Origin of the sequence: Thiocystis violacea, from assembly GCF_016583565.1 — a bacterium.
Taxonomy (GTDB): Bacteria; Pseudomonadota; Gammaproteobacteria; order Chromatiales; family Chromatiaceae; genus Thiorhodococcus; species Thiorhodococcus violaceus_A.
In genome coordinates this window covers 97,100-118,984 of sequence record NZ_NRRF01000010.1, presented here as the reverse complement: position 1 = coordinate 118,984, position 21,885 = coordinate 97,100, and the positions used below count along the sequence as shown (strand labels likewise).

The following is a 21,885-nucleotide window of genomic DNA, read 5'->3' as shown; positions in this document are numbered from 1 at the left end:
GGCGCTGCCCAAGCTCGGTCTGAGACCCTGTGACGCTCACCTCGAAGGTGCACGCGGCGGGACGCAGCTTGGGCGCTACGCGATCCAACAAGGCGTTGGCCGCTGACACGTCGCCGGCTTCGGCCGCTTCAAGCAGCTTCGCGACCAGCTTGGGCGCGTGCTCCTGAATCGCTTTGCGGATCTCGCCAGCGTGAGATCGGACGGTTCCGCGAGGTCGGCCGCGCGGTCGGCCGGTGCGAGGTGTAGCCATCGAATTTCCTGCGTTGAATAAATCGGGCAGGCGTATTTTCAGGCCGGTTTAGGCGGGTCAATCGGGCGATTTTCCCGATTTAGCGGTGCGGTTGACTCCAAAAATGTTCTGTGTGCGATTTCCGCGATTTCGGGCGCCTTCAGGTCCGGCGCCGGAACCGGAAGCCGCCAGATCGGCGGTTTTGGTACACGAATGCGGTAGGGCGCGACCTGCGTCGCCATTTCAATGACGCAGCACGCCGAGAACGAGATCCGCAAGGACTTCGATAACGTCGAGCGCGTGGCAATCGCGAAGCGATCCTGAAGCAATACAAGGAAAACGAGCGGTGCGGACGGCCCAAGCAACAGGACGAAGCGCAAACGTCGCTGCTCGTCGAGCCGGGAAAAAGTGTGCAAATGCCCACAATTTCGGACGGCGCAACCTGCGCCCAGATCAGGCCAGCTACCTGCGCGGGAAGCGGTACAGCATGGAGAAGAAGCAAGGGGCTCGGACTGATCTCACTTCAAATCAAAATGATCCGAAGTCGCAGACCGCCGACAAGCTCGCCGCCGAGTACAAGGTCAGTCCTGCCACCATCGAGCGCGATGGCCTTGATGACAGAACGCAGATATTGGCCGTACTGCTCGGCGTCAGGGATGACAGCCAAGCGTGCGCCAGCTTCCTTCTCAAGCGCATTGAGCGCCCGGTAGCGCTCAGCTCCAGCCTTGAAATCGGCCTTCCCGAACTTGTGACCCTTGCGGCCCTTGCCCTTGGCAAGAAGGCGGCACAGGTCGAGTTGTTGGTATGGCTGAAGGTCGAGGATGTTTCTGAGCAAGCCTTCGGTGAATGGCGACGCTGTACCAATTGGTACAGCGTCTGTACCATCATCTAAATCTTGGCTTGTACCAAAAAACGAAAACGTTGGTACAATCGCTTGATCCCAAGCGCCAGCCTCTTTCAGCACCCGCAGCGCCTTATAGCGCGCCACATCCACGCGGGTATTCCATCCCATCGTCTGCGCGATTTGCTCTTGGGTGTTGCCGGGGACTTCAACCAGCCGCCACACCAGTTCCGCATCATCGACAAAGGTTGTCGGGACAACGGTTTCCGATGCCTCGTTGGATTCGCGCGCCTGCTTGATAGCGTCCAATTCAGACGCTGGCGGATCGACGATGACGGCATAGACGGATTCGAGGAAGTCGGCGCCCTGGCCGAGCTGATCGACGCCGAGCTGATGATCGCCTTCGGAGACGAATACCGCGCCTTCGCAAAAATCGATGATCCCAAATGGCGCGTCAAAGGACTGCTGACGGCGATCGAGTCGGATCGGCGGAATGGGACGGAGTACGTTACCCATAAATTTATGGGTAAGGTCGATTCCATCTTCAGCGGCTTGCCCAAGCAAAAAGAGCGGCGGTCTTTTACCGACAACGACCTCCCACTCATCTTCACCTCCGACGACGTGCAGCAATTCGCCATGGCGCAGCGACTCAATAAGTCGCAGACCAAGGCCGTTGCTGAAATGGCGCGTCAAAGGACTGCTGACGGCGATCGAGTCGGATCGGAAGCATTCGACGGAGCACGTTGCCAACAATTTTGTTGCCAAGACCGATTCGGTATTCACTGGCCTTCCCAAGCCGAAAGCCGATCAAGCCCTTGAGATCCTGAAGCGCGACATCTCCGCCCATGCGGCGCAGCTCGACCAGGGCTGCATCGAACCATGCTCACAGCTCGCAGGAGCCGCCCTGAGCCCGCGCCAGCGGGCGCGATCGGGTTCCTATCTGGCCAGAGCTGTCCAGTTCCGAACTGGCGCAGACTGGCGCGCCTCCAGCTCGGCCTTCGGACTGACGCTGGCGGTTCCCTCGGTTCCCCGTGAATTGGTCATGCGGCTTTTCCCCTATTTGCATCAGTGACGAGAAATCGTCTCGCCAGGTTCGGCCAGCGCTCACGCCCTGGGCGGCGGTCGGGATCGGCTGGACCTGGGAGATACGCAGGGCAGCGGTGCAGGGTCTCAGGGTCGGGTGCATACGATCGCGAGGTCTGTCGCAGCGCGCCGCGACGAGCGGCCTGACAGGCGCCATCGCGGGCCAGCTCCGAGCAGTCGGAGCACTGGCGGCGATCGGTGTCGAGGTAGCGCGAGACAGGCGCCGGTGCGGCCGTGCACAGCGCCTCCGGCTCGATCCGAGCACCTGGGTACTCGGCTTGAAGCTCGGCCAGGGTCGAGGGCGGTGTGCGCGAGATGCTCCAGCGGGTGCCGTCCAGCAGGGTGATGAGCCAGCGGCTCCGGGCTGGACTGGTGTCGTTGGCGGCCTGGGTCAGCAGTTCGACCAGTGAGGTTCTGTTCTCGCGAATCAGCTCGCGCTGCACCTTGGTCAAACGGCTGGCGGGAGACACCATCAGCCGCTCGCGCTCGACATCCAGGGTGAAGCCGGCAGTCATCAGGTCGTTGCGAATCTGAGCGGCATCCATGATTTAGAACGCCTCCCGGTCGTCGCTATCAGCCAATTCCGCCAATTCCGCCGCATATTCGCCAATCCCGCCGGCGGAATGCGAAGGGGACTGGGGAAAGAACGGCGCGGCAATATCGCCGCCGTTTTTTTCCCTTAGGGCGGCGGCGATATTGAAGGGGGTATCGGGGGTGCCTGAGACGGGGCAGTCTTGGGGGGGTATTTCGCCGCCGTCGTCGGAAAAGTCGGCGGAATACTCTGCGGGGTGCAAGTAGGTCTTGCGGCGCCCTTGCTTCTCGTCGTCCGATAGGTCCGCATCGTAGACACGATGGGAGGCTTGCAGGGTCGCAAGCGCGCCTCGAAGCTCCGCGCGCGTCATGTTGATGTCGGCCCGAAGATCCTCCAGCGTGCTCTTGGTGTGACGCATTCCGTTCTTCAGCTCCGAGATCAGGAACCGCTCAAGCTGGTCGGCCTTGCTCGCGCGGATCTCGCCCTTGTCTCTCGGCGCCTCAACGAAATGCTCGAAGCGCCATCCGGTGCGCTTGACCCAGATCAGCGGTAGGTTTGGCTTGGCATAGCTGAGCTTGGCGCGCGCCAGGATCGAAATGCTTGAGTCCTTGTCCGGGGTGCATCCATAGGGCGGCGTAAGACCGCCAGAATCGCTAGGCGCCCATGTCTGCATCACGGTCGTCATGCGCGAGCCGTCCGCCAGGGCGGAGCCGCCGCGCCCGCTGTACTGGTCGAGCGTCTTCTCTCGCCCGTTGGCCTTTCCGGTGTGATGCACCAGCCGGACGCAGCAATCGAGGCCGTTCACAATGCGCCGAGCAGCCGTCACGAGCCCTTGCTCGTTGTCGTTCACCATGCCCTCGGACGCGCCAAAGGACACCAGGGGGTCGAAGATGATGACGGCCGGCGGGTCATCCTTGCACGCCTCGACGATCTGATCGGCTAGTTTGGTCAGGATGACATTGCCGTCATGCGCCCGAACGAGCTTCAAGGACAGACCGGACACGTCCCAGATGCGCACCGAGCGGATTGCCGTCGAGCGCTCGCTGGGTGAGAGCTGCATGGTGTTGATGATTTCCCGCAGACGCGCCAAAAGCCGCTCGCGCTTGTCCTCTGCGGTCACGATGAAGGTCCAGCCGGGCGATGTGACGGTGAGCCCATAGAGCGGCATCCCGAGCGCCATTCTGATGGCTTCATGGATCAGCAAAGTGGTCTTTCCGGTGCCGCCGGGCGCTACGATCTGAGCCGCATCGGCGTAGGTGTGGTCTTCGACGATGCAGCGAGGCGTCAGCCGTGCGTTCTCCAGTTCCTCGTCAGTCGCGATAAGCTCGGCTATCGGCGGCAAAACTCCCTGAGCCGCTTCGCTCGCCGCGTCATTGCTGGCGGCTCTATCGTTCAGCCATTGCGCCTCGATTTGCTCCCGCACGGCCTCCAGCCCGAGCGCCTGGTGCAAGTCGTTGAAGTCGGTCGCGCCCTCGGGCCGGTCGGGTCCGAAGTCTGGCGTCACTAACGGGATATGCGGTCTGAACTGCCTAGACGCCTTCACCGCCGCCTCGATCGGCTCGCCGGTCTGCTTGTCCAGGTCAGCCGCCAGGATCGGACGCAGCCGCTTGTAGCCCGCGTGGATGGCAGAAATCGTCTTGGCGAAGTTCGACACCGACAGCGCCGCGACTACAGGTAGCCCGGTTGCCATCCGGATCGATAGCGCGGTACTGACACCCTCGCCAACGATGACGGTGCCCTCGATGGCATCGAGCGGTTGAGCGGCCCAGTAGGCGCCGGTCTTGGTGCCCTTGCCCTTCAGTGCGGCCTTGGTCCCGCTGGCGTCGATCAGCTCCAGACTCACCAGCTCGCCGTTGCGATGCAGGGGCACGACTAGCAGCGAGCCCGTCAGCCGTTTACCGTTGGCCGTCGGGTGATACCCAAGGATCTTGGCGGCGGTGTCCGTCTCGATCTGCCGTAGGGTTTCCGTTGCCGCAACGCCTTTCCGTGTCAGATACGGATTTTCCGTTGCCGCAACGGATTCATCGCAGATCACCGCCGCCTTCCTCGCGGTCTCGGCTTGCTGGCGAGCGGCATCCTCGGCGTCCCGTGCCGCCCGTTCGTCGGCTTGGCGCTGGCGCTCGGCGATCTCGGCGGGTGTTGGCTGAATGATCGGTCCCGAGCCGATGACGCCTAGATGCTCCGCCACGGCGAGATAGGCATCATGCTTGTCGAGCCCCAGAGCGTGAGACAGCAAATCGAACCCGTCGCCCGTCTGGCGGTCTCCACCGCCACCACAGACCCATGTCCCGCGCCCGTCCTTGTCGTCGAAGCGAAAGCGATCAGTCCCGCCGCAGCCAGGGCATGGACCATGCTCATCGCGAAGCCGCTCGCGCTCGACCCCGAGCGCCGGGAGAATGTCGAGCCACTTGCCATTGGCGGTATGCGGCAGATCCGCCAGGGCGCGTTTTCGTGCCTCGTAGCAGTCATGGCACAGCGTCGCGTCTGGTGCGGCGTGTGGCGGTTTGAAGTCGGCGCCGCAGCCGGTGCAGGTCGCCGCCCGGTCTGGCGCTGGAGGCTCGAACGAGTCTGCGGGCGCCTGGAAGGCCATCTGCGCCCGCACATCGGGCGGAGGGGTGTCGAGGTTGACGGCGGGGGCCGAAGCCCCCGGTCCTTGGGGGCTGCTCATCAGTGCGCGCCCTCCTGGGTGTTCAGCTCAGGGCAGCCATCGCGGGCCATGGCGCCGCAGATCGCATCCCACAGGCGGTCGTCTATGATCCCGCCGTTCCAGACGTCGGCGAGTGCCTGGAGTCGCGCGGTGTGCGCGGTGTCATGTGACGCGCACTCGACATCAAGCGTGACCGATTCCACCAACGCGGCGACTTGCGTCAGGATATAGAGGGATGCCCATGCCTGACTTGCCTCGTGGGTCGCTTCCATATCGACCACGGCGCCGCGAAGGGTCTCGATAGCGGTGTTGAGCATCGCGCCGGCGGTGTTGATTGCCAGGCTTGTGGGGATGTCGGCGGCAACGGCGAAAAGATGCACGTCCGGTCCAAGGACCGGCATTGCCATGAACGGGGTATTGCGGGTTTTCATGTGTCGATCTCCTGATGGATGGAGACCGAGCTATCGGGCAGGGCGACGCGAGCGAGCGGGCGCACTGAGGGCGCTCCTCGGGTATACTTTCAGTCGCGTCGGTGACCGGTTGCTTCGGTCTTTATGCCGGGGATTGGCGTCCCCGGTGACGGCGCCTTTCAGCGTCATCTGCGTTACACGATAAGCCTTGAATCGAGTCCTTTGCAACGCCTCGCGAGCCGGTTACTCGCGGGGCGCTTTCGTTTCTGGCCCATCGCTCTGTTCGTTTCGCGCGCCTTTCAGCGCGGATCTGTCTGGATTTGCTGCTCATCTCGCGCTCCCTCACGCAGCCTGGGTGCCGCACTGCGACAACCAAGCAACGAAGCGAGGACGAACCACGAACAGCATCGCTTTCTTGGCTTTCGGATTGATGCGTCGCTCGACGATCGCGCCGGATGCGAGGAGCCCGTTTACGGCGCGGAACCTCAGCCACCATTGGAGCTGGCCTTTGGTCGCGATCCCATTCTTTTCGCATTCGCGAATGAAATCAGATAGCTGGGTGATGTCGGATAGATCCAGCGGGGTGCTGGCGGGTGCGGAGGGTAGAGTCATCTTTGCGCCTCACGGGTTGTTGTGTGAGGCGCAGTGTCGGGAATCGTGCCGGAGAAATCGCGAAATGAAACCCGGCTATTTCGTTTCGCATGGCGCGAGAGATAAAGCCCTTCGTCGGTCGCGATGCCTTTTCCAGTAAACCTTGACCATGGGAGCGTCTATTTCGCGAATCCCGCCTTGCAGCAATTCGGCAACAACCTCATTGGCATCAGGTTCCGACATCAGTAGATGATCGACAAGGAGCCCGACCTGCGCAGCCACGCGGTGCTCCCACCAAAGCTGGTCGATAGGGTCCAGCGAAACCCCGGCGCGCCGCTTGACGTGCATCGCAGTGCTGGCGTCTTGACCCTGCGCGACCCCCATCAGCGTGCTCGCGAGAAAAGACCGCAGTCCCTCGGGCATCTCGGAATATCCATGAGCCAGGCATAGAGATCCGAGCGCGTGCAATTCTCGCGCGGCCTCGGGCGATGTGTTCTTGCGACCTTGGCGCGGGGTAGTCGCCATGGTCAGCCATAAATCAACCCAGCCCCACGATTCAAGCACGGCGATCAAATCAGCCACATCTGCGGCGGATTTGATCTCGGCGCACATCTGCGGCGTGAGCATCGGCACATATCCCACTGGCCGAGCCTTTGGCTTTGGCGCCTTCCTGATCGACTCCCTTATCGCCAAAGCCTCGCGGCTTAGAGGAGGCTTGGTGGCGCCTACAAGTCTCTTGATCGCGTCTCTCAGTAGAGTTTTGGCGGGTCGGCGGCTCATTCAGCCGCCCTCCCGCCGAGCACACCAGCCAAGGCGCTTTCCATGAGCCCTCGGGAGTCCTCCGCGACCAGATGCACATAGCGCGCGGTGAGCCCTGGGCCGGAGCGGTGCCCGAGGATCGCGGCAATCTGGAAGGCGGACGCCCCAGCTCTGGCCAGATAGGAACCGCAGGAATGGCGAAGGTCATGGATTCGCAGGGTCTCAACCTGGGCGGATTCCTTTGCCTTGCGCCATGCGTATTCGACGTTGGCTTCCTCGCCGGCTGATCCGCCAGGAAAGACGCGCATGTCGTCCAGCTTGCGGACCTTGGCGCGGGCTTCGAGGAGTAAGCGCGCGTCTCCGAGCAGCGGGACGCGCCTGTCATCGCCGTTCTTGGTGGCGCGCAGTAGGATCGATCCGCCCTTGAGGTCCACGTCGCGCCATTCGAGCTTGAGCAGCTCGCCTCGACGGGCACCGGTCGCCAGAGCTAGCCGGACGAAGAGCCCGAGATCCGGCCAGGTCGATGACTGATCGCAGGCTTCGAGCAGCCGAGCACGCTCGTCGTCTTCGAGGCACCGACCGAACCGGCTACTACCCTCCTTGCGCTGGCGCACTCCCGCAAACGGGTTGTCCTTGAGCCCATACCATCCCCGGTCGAGCCCCGCCTTGAAACAGGCACTCAAGGCCGACTTGTAGCGGTTGATGGTCGAGCCACTGCGCGGCTTGCTGTTCTCCCCGGCCGGGTGAGAGCCGCGACCAACTCGCTCCATCTCCAGGCTGGCCAAGGCTTCGCGCGCGGTGTCGGCGGTGAACTCAGCCAGAGTCACGTCCCCATAGCGATCCCTCCACCAGCCGAGCCGGGACGATAGGTTGTGATCCTTCCCGTCATGGACCTGCATGTAGCGGTCGATCAGGTCGGCTAGGGTATGCTTTCGCAGCTCGCCCCCGAGCACCTTGCTCCAGCGGTCAAAGTCGGCCTCGACCTTGGCGGCGAAACCCTTGGCCTCGGTCTTGGTGCGGAAGTAATTGGGTGGGAGGGTCTGCCCCTTGCGGGTGATACGGACCTGCCAGGGTTTCGCCCTGCCGTCCGTCAGCTTGCGGATGGATGCCATGGAACCGGACTCCCGAAGTCCGGTCGGCTACAATCGGATGGAGCCATTGCCGAACCTCTGCACTAGGTTGGTCTTGGTCAGAAGCCTCGCGGTGTTCTCAGCACCCCGAGGCTTCGTCGTTTGTGGGCTCAGAACAGCACCGCACGACACAAGTTTAGCGCAGTTTTTTGGAAGTCTTGGCTCAGATTTGGCTCAGGAGAGGATTGAAAACCATGCGGCTATCAGAAGCCATCCGGCCAAACGATTGATTTTTAAGATGGTGCCCGGAGCCGGGGTCGAACCGGCATGACCGAAGTCGAGGGATTTTAAGTCCCTTGCGTCTACCAATTTCGCCATCCGGGCGGGAGTGCGGCGCCCTCTGCCTTTCGTCTTCCAGAGGGAGGCGTTCATGCTACATGATTTCGAGCCAACTGAGCTCCCATCCAGCCTCAGAGGCACGCCATCCGGGAATGCCCAAGCGCGGGAGGCATGCTCGAACTTGAGCCGAACACGCGGGATTCTAATCCACTGCCGCGAGCGAGCAACAAAAAAAGGCCGATCACGCAGTGCGTGATCGGCCCTCCCATGAACCCCAGTCGGGGGGGTGAGGTTCATCGGACCCAAAGAGATCCAACGGCTAGCCGGGATCCCGCTACGTTCAAGGATTGTCGTGAGAATTGTCGGCGCCGATCACCCGGCAGGGGGCGGGCACCTCTACCAGATCCTCGCCGCTGCGCCCGTCTGCCGACGCCACGCCGAGGATCCAGGGTCTTGCTTACTGCGCGTTGATCTTCACGCGACGCTGCTCAACCGAGTAGATATCGACGCCCGGCAGCATGTCGAGTTCGCCACGGCTATCGACCGAGACGATGTCCTCGGCGGGAACGCCACGGCTGATCATGTACTCTTGCACGGTCTGCGCACGACGCATGCCGAGCTGATAGTTGTAAGCCTCGGAGCCCTTGGCGTCCGTGTGGCCGGTCAGCGAGATCTGCTCGCGCGCTTCCGTCGCGTTGACGTTGGCGATGTAGTCGTCCAGGCGACGCAGCTCGTTGTCATTGACGATGTTATCGATCCGATACTTGTCGAACTCGAAGTTCAGGCGAACGGTGAACTCGGCGGGCACGACGACGGGCTGAACGCACGGCTCCAGATCAGTCGGGCCATGCAGGCTCTGCCAGCACTCGCCGTAGTTGGTCACCCACGCCGTGCCGTCTGGCTTGGCAGACCAGAAATGCTCGTAGTTGTAGTCGCTCGCATTCACGGCCAGCGGAGCTGCGAGCATGGTGGCCACCGCGAACGGAGCGGCCATCAGGGCGAGGCTTGCGATTTTCAGTTGTTTGCGCATCTTTTCGTTTCCTGTTCAGGTGGGTGGAGATGATCGAATCGGAGACTTTGGGTTAAGCTGAGTAGACGTCAGTTAAAAACAACACGTCGTGATTCTTCTCTCGCTCACGCCACGTTCCCGCCTCGCGAATCTCACTGGCGAAATTATCGGAGCGCTGACGACGTTACCAGAGCCGCTCGTTTGACACAGACATTTTAGCCTACAAAAAGAGCAAAAGTGCAACTTTTTTCTGGTCTCGCAACATATTTACAACGCCCAAGCGTTTCCCGCCACGATCCGTCCATCAAGTCGAGTGAGAAATGAGGCAAATCAAGTCAAGCAGGACCAGATCGCGCGTGCCAAATTTACAACATTTACGTGCCGGGCGCGCCTTTTCGTACAGGCATTCGGCGGCCGGATGTATGTATCAAGCATCGATCAAAAGCGATGAGGCAAGTTGTCTATGTCCAAGTCCATCGACTACGAGGGCCTTGAGCTTGGCGTCTCCCATGAGCCGCTCGAACTCGACCGCATGGCCGCTATCCGCGACATCAGTGGCAACATGGCACGCCAGGCGCGGCGGGAGCTCCTGCTCTTCGGACGTACCATCGAATCCAACCTCTACGACCAGCAACCCTTCCTTGATGCTGTTCGCCGTCTAGCGCTGTCCCGACCGACCCTTTCGGTGCGCATCCTGGTCTTCGACCCGCGGGATGCCGCGGCATCCGGTCACAGACTCGTCGAGCTCGCGCGACATCTGACCTCGCGGATCGGGATCCGCAGCGTCGACGAAAACGACCGAGACCGCCTGGATGCCTTCCTGATCGCGGACGAACGCGGCATCGTGCACCGCCGCTTCGCCGACACCATGGCGGCCATCGCGGATTTCAACAACCCGCTTGAGGCTCGCAAGCTGAGGACGGATTTCAACCAGATCTGGGAGAGAGGCACACCAGACACCGAACTCAGGCGGCTTTACCTTTGATGCATCGGCTGCGGCGCCCGAGTCAGTCGGACACCCGATCAGACACGCAAGCCCCCTGCCCGAGAGGCGGCACAGGCGCGTGCCGGCGGGCGTCACGGCCATGACGCATCAAGAACGCCCCACCCGGCAGCGCCTGCGGCGTTGGCCGCGCCTCCTGCCCCTGACACTCGTGATCCTGGCCAGCACGCTGTCGGGATGGATCTGGTGGGCCGAGCACCACCCCGACAAGGAGCGTGCGCTCAGGGTGTTGGCCCAGCAACAGCTCGAAGCCTGGCTGCCCGATGCCATGGGGACCGACCAGGATGGCTGGCATGGCCTGCAACACCACGGGGCGAATCCGCACCCAAGCGCAGGGCGCGTGCTCTTGGTTCACGGACTGGACGAACCCGGAAGCATCTGGGACGCGCTCATTCCGGCCCTGCAGTCCGATGCCTATGACGTCTGGGAGCTGCGCTATCCGAACGATCAGGGAATCGACCGCAGTGCCGCCTTCCTGGCGGGAGAATGGCCGCGACTGACGGCCGAGTCGCCTGTCTTCCTCATCGGGCATAGCATGGGCGGACTCGTCATCCGCGACTTCCTCACCCGCTGGCGATACCCAGCCGGCGAGGCGCCTCGGGTCGCCGGCGCCGAGGTCGGCGGAGCCATTCTGGTTGGGACACCCAATCACGGCTCGGAGTGGGCGCGCCTGCGGATCTGGCTCGAACTTCGGGAGCACTTCGCGCTCAACGAGCATCGCCGCTTTTCCTTGCTCGCCTCCCTGCGCGACGGAACCGGTGCCGCCAAGATCGACCTCAGACCGGACAGCGAGCTGCTCAAGCACCTCAACGCCCGCCCCTGGCCCGCGCAGATTCCGCTGCAGCTCATCGGCGGCCGGCTCGTGGAGCCGACCCGCGAGATGACCGACAGCCTGGCCGCCATCGCCACGCACACAGGCTCGAAGGGGCTGCAAGAGGGTCTCTCGGACTGGTGGTCGACGCTCGGGGACGATCTCGGTGATGGCGTGGTCGCGCTCGCCTCACTCAGGCTGCCAGAGGCCCCGCCTCCGATCCTCGTGAACGCGTCGCACCGAGGCATGCTGACGCGCCTGATGCCCTCCGACGCCCTGCCGCCAGCGATCCCGATCATTCTTGAGATCCTGCAGCAGTGGCGACCAGACGCGCCAGACGCCCCTGAGACCGCGCCAGTGCACTGATCGACATCAGTGACGCAGGATGCGTCCGTCCAGACCTGACGGTGGCTGAGCGCCAGAGCGAATCGCCGCGATCACCACCTCCGCGACAAGACGCCCGGTCATGACCTGCTCGCCATGCTGGGCCAGCATGGCGTAACCGTCACCGCCCGCCGCAAGGTAGTCCGGCATCACGACCCGGTAGCGTCGGCTCGGATCGATCGCTTGGGTGCCGCGCCCTGCCGCGTCAAAACGGGCGGACAGGAGACGACCATCGGCGATCGCATAACGCAGACCGGAAACCTGCAGAAAACCGCCCGGCTCCTCGGCCGGGTCAAGCCCGGCGCTGCGCTCCAGCGCGGCGACGATCTGGGCGCCGGCGAGTTCGCCGACGACCAGCTGGTTGCCAAAGGGCAAGGCCTCGTAGACCTGCTTGAGGGTGACCTCGCCCCTGGGGATACTGGCCCGGAAGCCACCCCCGTTGAAGAGCGCAACATCCGCCGCCGTGATGTCGCGCGCGAGATCCGCCACGAAGTCGCCGAAGATGGCCTCGCCACGACGGATCCCCTCGCGCGCGGCACTCAGATCCACGTCGACCCTGCCGATGACCTCGCCCATCCCGGCCTCCGCCTGAGCGACGATGCAGTCGACCTCGGCGGCGATCTCAGGATCTTCTGGCAGGCTCGCGACGACAGGGATGAGTTGGTAACGGCTCGGCTGCAAGCGGCCCTGCACGCAGCCCAGATCCATCCTGCCGAGCCACTGTCCACGCGCGCCGGCCTGCAGGATGCTCACGCCGGACTCCACGACCGGCGCGCGCAGCGCCTTGTGATCATGGCCGCCAACGATGACGTCGATGCCCGCGACCTCGCGCGCCAGGCGCCGGTCCGCCGCAAGTCCGAGATGCGACAGGACCACGACCAGATCCGCGTGCGCCCTGAGCCGGGGTACCAGAGCACTGGCAACCGCGACGGGCGACTCCGCCCGCAGCCCCTGGGTGTTGCGCGGATGGGTCGTGGTCAGCAGCTCGGCCGTGGTGAGCCCCAGCACAGCGATCGCCGGCTCCGCGTCTCCGCCCAGCATGAGATGCGACTGCACGGGGAGCGGCCGGGGCCTCGCCTGCACATTGGCGCTCAGGAAGGGAAAGGACGCGAGTTCGGCCAAGCGACGGAAGTTGTCCTGCCCGTCGTCGAATTCATGATTGCCGAGGGCCGCGGCGTCGAGGCCCATGCGCTCCAGCAACAGAACGTCGGGCTGCCCCATGAAGAGGCTTGAGGTCAGGGTTCCTTGCAAGAGGTCGCCAGCGAAGAGGAGCAGAACCGGCCGATCAGGATCTTCGGCCCGAACGTCGGCGACGCGTCGGGCGATCCGCGCGATGCCGCCGGCCTGGCCATCGACCGCACCCGAGATGGGCGCAAGTTGACCATGGAGGTCATTGAAGTGCAGGAGGGTCAGCTGATCCCCGAACCGGCATTCGGCCTTCGCCGGCCCCTGCAGGGCAATCAGCGCGAGCAGGGCGAGGAGCCCATCCCGAAACGCGCCTGTGCGCCACACGTGAACACCTCGCTGATGCCTGGAAGCACCCCGCGCTTCGATCTCTCAGCCCGACGGGCCGCAGGTCCCGCGTTGCAGTGGCACCCGCGGCAAGGGCTGCGCAGCCAGGATGCCGCGCAGCCCGATGGGGCTTATTGCTGCGGACGGCTCAAAGGCCCGAACTGCAGCATCCAGGCAGGCTGTGGGCGCTGCACCGGGGGTGCCGGCTTAGCCACTGGGGCGGCGACCGCCTCCGCAGGAGCCGTCGGGGCCTCTTCAGGCGCCGCCGCTGGTGCGGCGTCGGCCTGAGGTGCTTCTTCAGCGGGGGCAGCAGCGGCCTCAGCCGCCGCGGCCGGCGCCTCCTCAGGCACCGCCACAGCCTCGACCGGGGCAGCGGCCGGCGCCTGCTCGGACGCGGCGGCAGCCTCGGCAGCAGGCTCGGTCGGCGCCTCAGCCTCGGCGGGGGCAGCGGCCTCGGCGGCCGGCGCCTCGGTCACATCCGCTGACTCGGGCGCCATCTTGGTCTCGGCAGGCGCCACGGCCTGCTCAGCAGCAACCGGCGCCTCCGCGGCCGGCGCTGGCTCAGCCGGAGCCGCCGGAGCCGCCTCCTCGGCCACTGGCGCCGGGGCGGCAGGCGCCTCGACCGCCGCTGGTTCGGCGGCAACCGGTGCCTCGGCAGGAGCCGCCGCCGGTTTCACGCTACGCGAGGATGGCAGAGGCGCAAAATGCTCGAGACCCGGCTGCATGATGATCATGGGCTTGGCACTGGGCGTCTTTGCGGCAACAGGCGCGGGCGCGCTGCTCGCCGGTTCCGGCTCGGCGGCGGCTGCCTCTGATGCCGGCGCGGGCGCCTCAGCAGCGGCGCTAGCCGCAACCGGCTCGGCCACCTTCGCCGTCTCTGCCGCCGACGGCGCTGGAGGTGCTGCGGGCGCGGGGGGCGCCGCTAACGCAACCTGCCCAATCGGCGCGATATTCGCCTCGACTTTGCTTTGATCGAGCGGCTTCGGGTTCGCGATCAACGCCTCGTGCGTGGTCATGTAAACGGCTCCCGCCACGACCAAAGCGCCTACGCCGCCAACGATCAGTTTGGTCGAATCGACGGACTCCAGCGATGCCCGCAGGCTTGCGAGACCGGGCACGAGTTCATTCATCAGGTAAATCCTCTTGGTTCGAAAATCTGCTAGTCATTAGGAAACTATCCGCATAGCCTATCTAGGCTGCCTGAACGGGCGCATTGGTTCAAGTTGAGTATGGATTCCGAGGGTCTGCACTACCTCGTCTTTTTTGGCTGCTCCTCCAACGTCAATGCGAATCCTTCGGTGATTGCCATGAAACAACATCTCGGCAGAGACCATTCCGCCGGATGGACGACACCTGCGCCCTCCCCGCTGAGAGTCTGCACCGACCGGTGACGGGCGCGCCCATCCTAGCGCCCATCGTCTAAAGGTACAGCGCCGGAGCCGCGAGCGACCAAGACGCAAATCCCCTTTCTTGTTACAGGTTACTCAATCCTGAAGATTGATTCACTGTTCGCGCGTTCAGGATCCGAGTCGGTTATATTTTCACGATTGTATTGCGGCTTTCGCAACAGACCCTCGCGCCCCGAAGGTCGCCAGGTAGAGATCCTGCGCCGAGCCTCTGCGTCCTGATCGTTTCCGGCACCTCGCTGAGTGCCGCGCGATCCCGCCATTCCCAAAGACCGGAGAACGACTACGATGACCGACTACGTCCGCTGGCTAAGCGACCTCGGTATGGACGATGTACCCGTCGTCGGAGGCAAGAATGCCTCCCTCGGCGAGATGATCCAGAACCTCACCCACCTGGGGGTCCGCGTGCCCGGCGGTTTCGCCACCACGGCCGATGCCTATCGCGAGTTTCTGGCACACGAGGGCCTGGACGAGCGCATTCAAGCCGTGCTCGACGAACTGGACGTGGACGACGTCACCGCACTGGCCGAAGCCGGCCCCCGCATCCGCGCCTGGGTGATGGAGCAGCCCTTCCCCGCCGCGCTCGAAGAGGCGATCGACACCGCCTATGCCCGCCTGACGAGCGAGGCCGGCACCGACGACGTCTCCTGGGCCGTGCGCTCCTCCGCAACCGCCGAGGACTTGCCCGACGCCTCCTTCGCCGGTCAGCAGGAGACCTTCCTCAACGTCCACGGCATCGACAGCATCAAGCACCGGATCAAGGAGGTCTTCGCCTCCCTGTTCAACGACCGAGCCATCTCCTATCGCGTCCATCAGGGCTTCGAGCATCGCAACGTCGCGCTGTCCGCTGGCATCCAGCGCATGGTGCGCAGCGACCTGGCCGCTTCCGGCGTCATGTTCACCCTGGACACCGAGTCCGGCTTCCGCGACGCCGTCTTCGTCACCGCCAGCTACGGCCTCGGCGAGATGGTCGTGCAAGGCGCCGTGAATCCGGACGAGTTCTACGTCCACAAGCCGACCCTGGCCGCCGGTCGCCCCGCCATCCTGCGCCGCACCGTCGGCGACAAGGCGATCCGCATGGTCTACAGCGATCCGGAGCACGACGCGCACGTCAAGACCGAACCGGTCCCTGAGGACATGCGCCCGCGCTTCAGCATCACCGACGAAGAGGTGCAGGAGCTGGCCAAGCAGGCGCTGCTGATCGAGAAGCACTATGGCCGACCCATGGACATCGAGTGGGCGAAAGACGGCACCGATGGTCTGCTCTACGTCGTCCAGGCGCGCCCCGAGACCGTCCAAAGCCGCTCCGGCAACGTCATCGAGCGCTACGTGCTGCGTCAGAAAGGCCCAGTCCTGACCACCGGGCGCAGCATCGGCAGCCGTATCGGCGCCGGCCAGGCCAAGATCGTCGAGAGCATCGCCGACATGGATCGCGTTAAGCCCGGTGACGTCCTCATCACCGACATGACCGACCCCGACTGGGAGCCGGTCATGAAGCGCGCCGCCGCCATCGTGACCAACCGCGGTGGGCGTACCTGCCACGCCGCCATCATCGCCCGCGAGCTGGGCGTACCGGCCGTCGTCGGCTGCAACAATGCCACGGACGTCGTCAAGGATGGCCAGGCAGTCACCGTGAGCTGCGCCGAGGGCGACACCGGCTACATCTACGACGGCAAGCTGGACTTCGACTACAAGACCGTCGAGCTGACCGCCATGCCGGAGATTCCGGTCAAGATCATGATGAACGTCGGCAACCCGGACCGCGCCTTCGCCTTCTCGGCCACGCCCAACGCCGGCATCGGCCTGGCGCGCCTCGAGTTCATCATCAACAACATGATTGGCATCCACCCCAAGGCGCTGCTGGAATTCGATCAGCTGCCGCAGGACCTCAAAGACCAGATTTCGCCGCGCATCGCCGCCTACGCCAGCCCGCGCGAATTCTATGTCGCCAAGCTCGCCGAGGGCATCTCGACCCTGGCCGCGGCCTTCTCGCCCAACACCGTGATCGTGCGCATGTCGGACTTCAAGTCCAACGAGTACGCCAATCTTATCGGCGGCCCGCGCTACGAGCCCGAGGAAGAGAACCCCATGATCGGCTTCCGCGGCGCTGGCCGCTACGTGGCCGAGAACTTCAAGGCGTGCTTCGAGATGGAGTGCGAGGCGCTGAAGCGGGTCCGCGACGACATGGGCCTGACCAACGTCGAGATCATGATCCCCTTCGTCCGCACCCTGGGTCAGGCCAAGGCGGTCAGCGAGGCGCTGGCGGCTCAAGGTCTGGAGCGCGGCAAGAACGGGCTGCGCCTCATCATGATGTGCGAGCTGCCCTCCAACGCCGTGCTGGCCGAGGAGTTCCTGGAGTACTTCGACGGCTTCTCCATCGGCTCCAACGACATGACCCAGCTGACCCTGGGTCTGGACCGCGACTCCAGCCTCGTCGCCGAGCACTTCGACGAGCGCGATCCGGCGGTGAAGAAGATGCTCTCCATGGCCATCGCCGCCTGCCGCGCCCAGGGCAAGTATGTCGGCATCTGCGGTCAGGGTCCGTCCGACCACAAGGACTTCGCCGACTGGCTGCTCAAACAAGGCATCAGCAGCATCTCGCTGAACCCGGATACCGTCATCGACACCTGGATCTATCTGGCCGAGCAGGCCAAGACGCTCTAGACATCCCGCCAGCCTCCAGCCGTCGGCGGAAACGTCCGCCGGCGGCTGGTGCTCACCGAGAAGCAACCCCATCCCTTCCCCGGCAGAACGGGCCTGTCAGCCTAGCGCACCAACTAGCCGGCCCGACCGGCCTCTTCTTTCCCTTCCGAACGCTCCGCACCTGGCTCAGACGCGCCATCCTCCGTCTCAGGCTCGTCCAGCGCGCAGGTATCGACCAGACCATGCTCCTCGCCGAAGTCGAGCAGCAGCGAGTCCACGTCCGGCAGCACGTCCGCAAACTCCACCCCGTAGATCTCCCAGATGGAAATGAGCAGCGAGGCGATCAGCGGACCGATGAAGAGCCCCGCCAGCCCGAACATGAAGATGCCGCCGAGGGTGCTGAAGAAGATCATCAGCTCGTGCATCTTGGTGTCCTTGCCGACCAGGATGGGACGCAGGACGTTATCCAGGCTGCCCACGATCAATCCGCAGAAGAGCCCGAGCATCACGCCGGTTGCCGTATCCCCCTGAGCGATCAGAATGATGACGGCAGGGATCCAGACCAATGCCGCGCCGACGTTCGGGATGACCGAGAGCACGGCCATCACCGTACCCCAGAAGACCGAGTTGTTGATTCCAGCGAACGCAAAGGCGATGCCCGCCAGCGTGCCTTGTAGCAGCCCGATGAGGAGCGAGCCCTTGAGCGTCGCGCGCGTCACCGAGGTGAACTTCTCCAGCATCAGCCGCTCATCGCTCGTCTTGAGCGGCAGGTAGTAGAGGATGCGCTCGACCAGCTTGGGACCGTCCATCTGCAGGAAATACATGCTGTAGAGCAGCACGAAGGCCATGAAGATGAAGTTGGCGGTCCCCAGGGTGGCTGAAGAGACCCAGTCGACCAGCAGCTTGCTGAGCAGGCTCGCGACGGTGCCGGCCTGCTGCAGGATGAGATCACGGTGGGCCATCACCTGGTCGTAGAAGGGCAAATGCTGCAGATAGGCGGCGAGACTGGCCGGATCCTGCATGGCACCCTTGAACCAGACCGAGAGCAGCTGACTGACATCCAGCGCCTGACCGATGAGGACGGCGATGAGCATCGCGGTCGGGATCAGCACCACGATCGCCATGACGAAGAGCGTCAACAGGGATGCCAGTGACGCCTTGCAGCCCAGCGTCCGCCGCAGCCGCACATAGAGCGGCCGAGCCAGGGCGCTGAAGAGGCCGGCGAGAAAGAGCGCCATGAGGAACTGCTTGATCATGGCGAGGAAGAGCGCCGAGATCCCGAGCGTCATCAGCAGGATGACGGCCTTGTTCACGGTGTCCTGGCTCACGTTGCTCATTGAGATCCCCACTCCTCGACTGGCACAGTGCGATGGTCGGGAGTGTATCTCAAACGGGGAGGCGGGCCGTCAGCACAGCCGAGGGAGACCGCTCCCACTGCGTCAGTGCCCGCCGCCCTTGAGTGCGGCGTTCATCCCCTCGATGGTGTCCTTGGCATCGCCGAAGACCAGATAGGTGTTGTCCTGATAGAAGAGCAGGTTGTCCACACCCGAGTAGCCAGGGCGCATGGAGCGCTTGAGGAAGTAGACCTGCCGCGCACGGCCCGCCTCCAGGATGGGCATCCCATAGATCGGGCTGCTGGGGTCTTCCTTGGCGGCGGGATTGACGACGTCGTTCGCACCCACGACCAACACCACATCCGTGCTCGGGAACTCGGAGTTGATCTCGTCCATCTCCAGGACCTGGTCATAGGGGATATCCGCCTCGGCCAGCAGCACGTTCATGTGCCCCGGCATCCGCCCAGCCACCGGATGGATGCCGAACTTGACCTCGACACCACGGGCCGTCAGCAGCTCCATCAGCTCCTTGAGGGCGTGCTGGGCCTGCGCGACGGCCATCCCATAGCCGGGCACGATGATCACCCGACCCGCGTCCTCCATCCAGTAGACGGCGTCTTCCACGGCGGCGGACTTCACGCCCTTCTCAGCCGCTTGAGCACCCGCACTGTCCGCCGATCCGCCGTCCGACCCAAAGCCGCCAAAGACGACATTGATGATGGAGCGGTTCATCGCCTTGCACATGATGAAGGAGAGAATCGCGCCCGAGCAGCCCACCAGCGCGCCGACGATGATCAGCAGGTTGTTGTGCAGCGTGAAACCGGTCGCCGCCGCCGCCCAGCCCGAGTAGCTGTTCAGCATGGAGATGATGACCGGCATGTCCGCGCCACCGATCGGGATGATGAGGGTGACGCCGATGGTGAGGGCCAGCAGCGTCATGAGCAGCAGCGAGAGCAGGCTCCCCGTCATGGCAAAATGCACGGCAAGCGCCACCGCTGCCGCACCGATGAGCGCGTTGAGCAGGTGCTGCCCCTTGAACTTGACCGGCGCCCCGCTCAACAGCCCCTGCAGCTTGCCGAAGGCGATCACGGACCCGGTGAAGGTGATGGCGCCGATGACCACGCCGGCCGAGATCTCGCCCATCAGCAACGGATTCAGCAGCCCACCGGCCTGCTTGTGGAAGAAGGTGCCAATTCCGACCAGCACCGCCGCCAGACCCACGAAGCTGTGCAGGGCCGCCACGAGCTGCGGCATGGCGGTCATCTGGATGCGCATGGCGACGATGCCGCCGATCACCGCGCCGCCCGCGATCCCCGCGATGATGAAGCCGTAGGACTGAACCTCGCGCCCCAGCAGGGTCGCCACAATGGCGATCAGCATGCCGAGCATGCCGTAGAGGTTGCCGCGCCGCGCGGTGGCCGGATGCGTCAGGCCCTTGAGACCGAGGATGAAGAGGACGGCGGAGACCAGATAGGCCACCGCCTGTTGGTTGACTGATAGATCCATCGATGGCCGTCCTTATTTCTTCTTCTTGAACATGGAGAGCATGCGGTGGGTCACCAGGAAGCCACCGAAGACGTTGATGGAGGCCAGCAAGACCGCCACGAATCCGATGAGCTGAACCAGAATTCCAGACTCCGGGTCGCCCGCGACCAGCAGCGCGCCGACCAGCACGATGCCGGAAATGGCGTTGGTCAGGGCGACCAAGGGGGTGTGCAGCGAGGGCGTCACGCCCCAGATCACCCAATAGCCGATGAAGCAGGCAAGGACGAAGACGTACAAAGCAACGAGCGAGGGATCGAGTGCCTCGGGCATGTGCGTGGCTCCTGAATGGATGTGATGTGCGCGCCGCGCGCCGGGAAGACCCGGCGAACCGCGGCGCAATGCTCGGATGTCGGCCTCGGCGGCGCGATCAGACGGCGGGCCGCGCCAGCATGGCCGCCGTGATGTCGTCGGCGTCCAGATCCTTGAGCGCGGGTCCAGCCTCGCCGGATTCGATCATGATCTCGATGAGATTGAGCAGATTGCGGGCATAGAAGGCGCTCGCGTCCGCGGGGACCAACGCCGGGTAGTCGGTGAGTCCGACAATGGTGACGCCGTGGCGCTCGACGATCTCGTCCACGACCGTGAGCGGGCAGTTGCCGCCGCTCGCCGCCGCCAGGTCGACGATCACGGAGCCTGGACGCATGCGCTGGACGACCTCCTCGGTGACGAGCACGGGTGCCGGCCGACAGGGAATGAGCGCCGTGGTGATGATCACATGGGCCTTGGCGAGCTCATCGCTCAGCGCCGCCCGCTGGCGCGCCTTGGCCTCTTCCGACAGCTCCTTGGCATAGCCGCCCTCCCCGGCGCCGCTCTCGCCCAGGTCGAGGTCGATCGGCTTGGCGCCGAGCGACAGGATCTGCTCGCGCGTCTCGGGGCGAACGTCGTAGGCATGGACGTCCGCACCCAACCGACGCGCCGTCGCGATCGCCTGCAGACCGGCCACGCCGGCACCCAGCACCACCACCCGCGCGGGCTTGGCGGAGCCAGCAGAGGTCATCATCATGGGGAAGAAGCGTCCGTAGCGGGCCGCGGCCTCCAGCGTCGCGCGATAGCCAGCGATGTTGCTCTGCGAGGAGAGCACGTCCATGGATTGGGCACGCGAGGTCCGTGGCACGCGCTCCAACCCCAGAACCCGCAGCCCTTTGGCCAGCATCGCCGCCACGATCGGATCCTCGCCGCAGGACTCCAGCAGCCCCATGTAGAGCCCGCCGGGCCGCATCGCCTCGACGTCCGCCTCATCGGGCCGGCGGACCTTCAGGAGGAGATCGACATCATAGGCGCCGGCCCGATCGGCCAGCCGCGCGCCGGCCTGCGCATATTCAGCGTCCGGATAACCGGCCAGGACACCGGCCCCGGCCTGCACCACGACCTCCAGCCCCTTCCCAACCAGCTTCTTGACGACATCCGGCGTCGAAGCGACACGCGTCTCGCCCGTGCGCGTCTCCATAGGGATTCCGATCTTCATGCTGCGATTCGCCCCGTGCTTCGGTGTCACCGCCCTCAGGGCGGAAAAATCGGCGCATTATCATTGGGTCCTTCGATGATCGCAACCGTGGGGACGCGTAAACCGAGCTGCGCGGATGATATGAAGGCGCCGACGGTCGCCGCCTGCGCTCCACGCGCAACGCCCAACCCGCGCTTGGCCAGCCTCCCGGACGCAACCGATCGACCGCGAGCCGGAAAGACAGAGCCAGAAGGGCACGCCCGAGAGTCGGCCGCTGAATTCCAACCGCGACC

General features: G+C 64.3%; 19 protein-coding genes, 1 tRNA gene and 1 pseudogene. 4 read left to right on the top strand and 17 right to left on the bottom strand.

Annotated elements, in window-relative coordinates; translation table 11 throughout:
- From CKO23_RS25280 to CKO23_RS06715, 3 genes and pseudogenes are all read right to left on the bottom strand, one after another.
- Window positions 1-250, bottom strand: a pseudogene (locus CKO23_RS25280) (hypothetical protein); the annotation flags it as partial.
- A 38-nt stretch (window positions 251-288) separates the two neighbouring features.
- A complete protein-coding gene (locus CKO23_RS06720) occupies window positions 289-609 on the bottom strand; it encodes a hypothetical protein (protein WP_207168460.1) in 321 nt (106 codons plus the stop codon).
- Window positions 610-752: 143 nt separating this feature from the next.
- The gene (locus CKO23_RS06715; protein WP_200329316.1) at window positions 753-1,763 is read right to left on the bottom strand and encodes a hypothetical protein; all 1,011 of its coding nucleotides are present in this window, start codon (window positions 1,761-1,763) and stop codon (window positions 753-755) included.
- On the opposite strand from CKO23_RS06715, the gene CKO23_RS06710 reads away from it, so the two are divergent.
- Window positions 1,744-2,142, top strand: coding sequence for a hypothetical protein (locus CKO23_RS06710; RefSeq protein WP_200329314.1), 399 nt, complete (start codon window positions 1,744-1,746; stop codon window positions 2,140-2,142). The genes CKO23_RS06715 and CKO23_RS06710 overlap by 20 nt on opposite strands.
- Here the strand turns inward: CKO23_RS06710 and CKO23_RS06705 are convergent.
- From CKO23_RS06705 to CKO23_RS06670, 8 genes are all read right to left on the bottom strand, one after another.
- Window positions 2,111-2,698 (bottom strand): hypothetical protein, encoded by a 588-nt coding sequence (locus CKO23_RS06705; protein ID WP_200329312.1) that lies wholly within the window; start codon window positions 2,696-2,698, stop codon window positions 2,111-2,113. The two genes, CKO23_RS06710 and CKO23_RS06705, sit on opposite strands and share 32 nt — an antisense overlap.
- 3 nt (window positions 2,699-2,701) lie before the next feature.
- Window positions 2,702-5,353, bottom strand: coding sequence for an AAA family ATPase (locus tag CKO23_RS06700; RefSeq protein ID WP_200329310.1), 2,652 nt, complete (start codon window positions 5,351-5,353; stop codon window positions 2,702-2,704).
- On the bottom strand, window positions 5,353-5,763 hold the full coding sequence (locus CKO23_RS06695; protein WP_200329308.1) for a DUF3077 domain-containing protein: 411 nt from the start codon (window positions 5,761-5,763) through the stop codon (window positions 5,353-5,355). The genes CKO23_RS06700 and CKO23_RS06695 overlap by 1 nt, the downstream gene beginning before the upstream one ends.
- Before the next feature lie 321 nt (window positions 5,764-6,084).
- The gene (locus tag CKO23_RS06690) at window positions 6,085-6,354 is read right to left on the bottom strand and encodes a hypothetical protein (protein WP_200329306.1); all 270 of its coding nucleotides are present in this window, start codon (window positions 6,352-6,354) and stop codon (window positions 6,085-6,087) included.
- 75 nt (window positions 6,355-6,429) lie between these two features.
- Complete coding sequence (locus tag CKO23_RS06685) at window positions 6,430-6,960, bottom strand: hypothetical protein (RefSeq protein WP_200329304.1); 531 nt, start codon at window positions 6,958-6,960, stop codon at window positions 6,430-6,432.
- Between the two features lie 149 nt (window positions 6,961-7,109).
- Complete coding sequence (locus tag CKO23_RS06680) at window positions 7,110-8,204, bottom strand: tyrosine-type recombinase/integrase (protein WP_200329302.1); 1,095 nt, start codon at window positions 8,202-8,204, stop codon at window positions 7,110-7,112.
- A gap of 257 nt (window positions 8,205-8,461) precedes the next feature.
- A tRNA-Leu gene (locus CKO23_RS06675) sits at window positions 8,462-8,546 on the bottom strand.
- 412 nt (window positions 8,547-8,958) lie between these two features.
- Window positions 8,959-9,531 carry an OmpA family protein gene (locus tag CKO23_RS06670; RefSeq protein ID WP_200329300.1) on the bottom strand — a complete coding sequence of 191 codons (573 nt, stop codon included), beginning with the start codon at window positions 9,529-9,531 and terminating at the stop codon, window positions 8,959-8,961.
- Between the two features lie 442 nt (window positions 9,532-9,973).
- Between CKO23_RS06670 and CKO23_RS06665 the strand changes: the two genes are divergently transcribed.
- Window positions 9,974-10,495 carry a hypothetical protein gene (locus tag CKO23_RS06665; protein WP_200329298.1) on the top strand — a complete coding sequence of 174 codons (522 nt, stop codon included), beginning with the start codon at window positions 9,974-9,976 and terminating at the stop codon, window positions 10,493-10,495.
- 100 nt (window positions 10,496-10,595) lie between these two features.
- Window positions 10,596-11,690: an esterase/lipase family protein gene (locus CKO23_RS06660; RefSeq protein ID WP_200329296.1), complete on the top strand. Its 1,095-nt coding sequence runs from the start codon at window positions 10,596-10,598 to the stop codon at window positions 11,688-11,690.
- Window positions 11,691-11,696: 6 nt separating this feature from the next.
- Here the strand turns inward: CKO23_RS06660 and CKO23_RS06655 are convergent, their stop codons facing one another.
- Both CKO23_RS06655 and CKO23_RS06650 read right to left on the bottom strand, forming a co-directional pair.
- Window positions 11,697-13,220 carry a bifunctional metallophosphatase/5'-nucleotidase gene (locus CKO23_RS06655; RefSeq protein WP_346014572.1) on the bottom strand — a complete coding sequence of 508 codons (1,524 nt, stop codon included), beginning with the start codon at window positions 13,218-13,220 and terminating at the stop codon, window positions 11,697-11,699.
- A gap of 131 nt (window positions 13,221-13,351) precedes the next feature.
- Window positions 13,352-14,350, bottom strand: a complete 999-nt coding sequence (locus CKO23_RS06650) for a hypothetical protein (RefSeq protein WP_200329294.1) — start codon at window positions 14,348-14,350, stop codon at window positions 13,352-13,354.
- Between the two features lie 564 nt (window positions 14,351-14,914).
- On the opposite strand from CKO23_RS06650, the gene ppsA reads away from it, so the two are divergent.
- Window positions 14,915-17,290 (top strand): phosphoenolpyruvate synthase, encoded by a 2,376-nt coding sequence (gene ppsA, locus CKO23_RS06645; protein ID WP_200329292.1) that lies wholly within the window; start codon window positions 14,915-14,917, stop codon window positions 17,288-17,290.
- Between the two features lie 113 nt (window positions 17,291-17,403).
- On the opposite strand, the gene CKO23_RS06640 is transcribed toward ppsA, so the two are convergent.
- The 4 genes from CKO23_RS06640 to CKO23_RS06625 all read right to left on the bottom strand — a co-directional run bounded on the left by CKO23_RS06640 (window position 17,404) and on the right by CKO23_RS06625 (window position 21,613).
- Complete coding sequence (locus CKO23_RS06640; protein ID WP_207168459.1) at window positions 17,404-18,606, bottom strand: AI-2E family transporter; 1,203 nt, start codon at window positions 18,604-18,606, stop codon at window positions 17,404-17,406.
- Between the two features lie 102 nt (window positions 18,607-18,708).
- A complete protein-coding gene (locus CKO23_RS06635) occupies window positions 18,709-20,109 on the bottom strand; it encodes an NAD(P)(+) transhydrogenase (Re/Si-specific) subunit beta (RefSeq protein WP_200329290.1) in 1,401 nt (466 codons plus the stop codon).
- Between the two features lie 12 nt (window positions 20,110-20,121).
- A complete protein-coding gene (locus tag CKO23_RS06630; RefSeq protein ID WP_200329288.1) occupies window positions 20,122-20,418 on the bottom strand; it encodes a proton-translocating transhydrogenase family protein in 297 nt (98 codons plus the stop codon).
- Between the two features lie 97 nt (window positions 20,419-20,515).
- Window positions 20,516-21,613 carry a Re/Si-specific NAD(P)(+) transhydrogenase subunit alpha gene (locus CKO23_RS06625; protein ID WP_200329285.1) on the bottom strand — a complete coding sequence of 366 codons (1,098 nt, stop codon included), beginning with the start codon at window positions 21,611-21,613 and terminating at the stop codon, window positions 20,516-20,518.
- Window positions 21,614-21,885 lie beyond the last annotated feature (272 nt).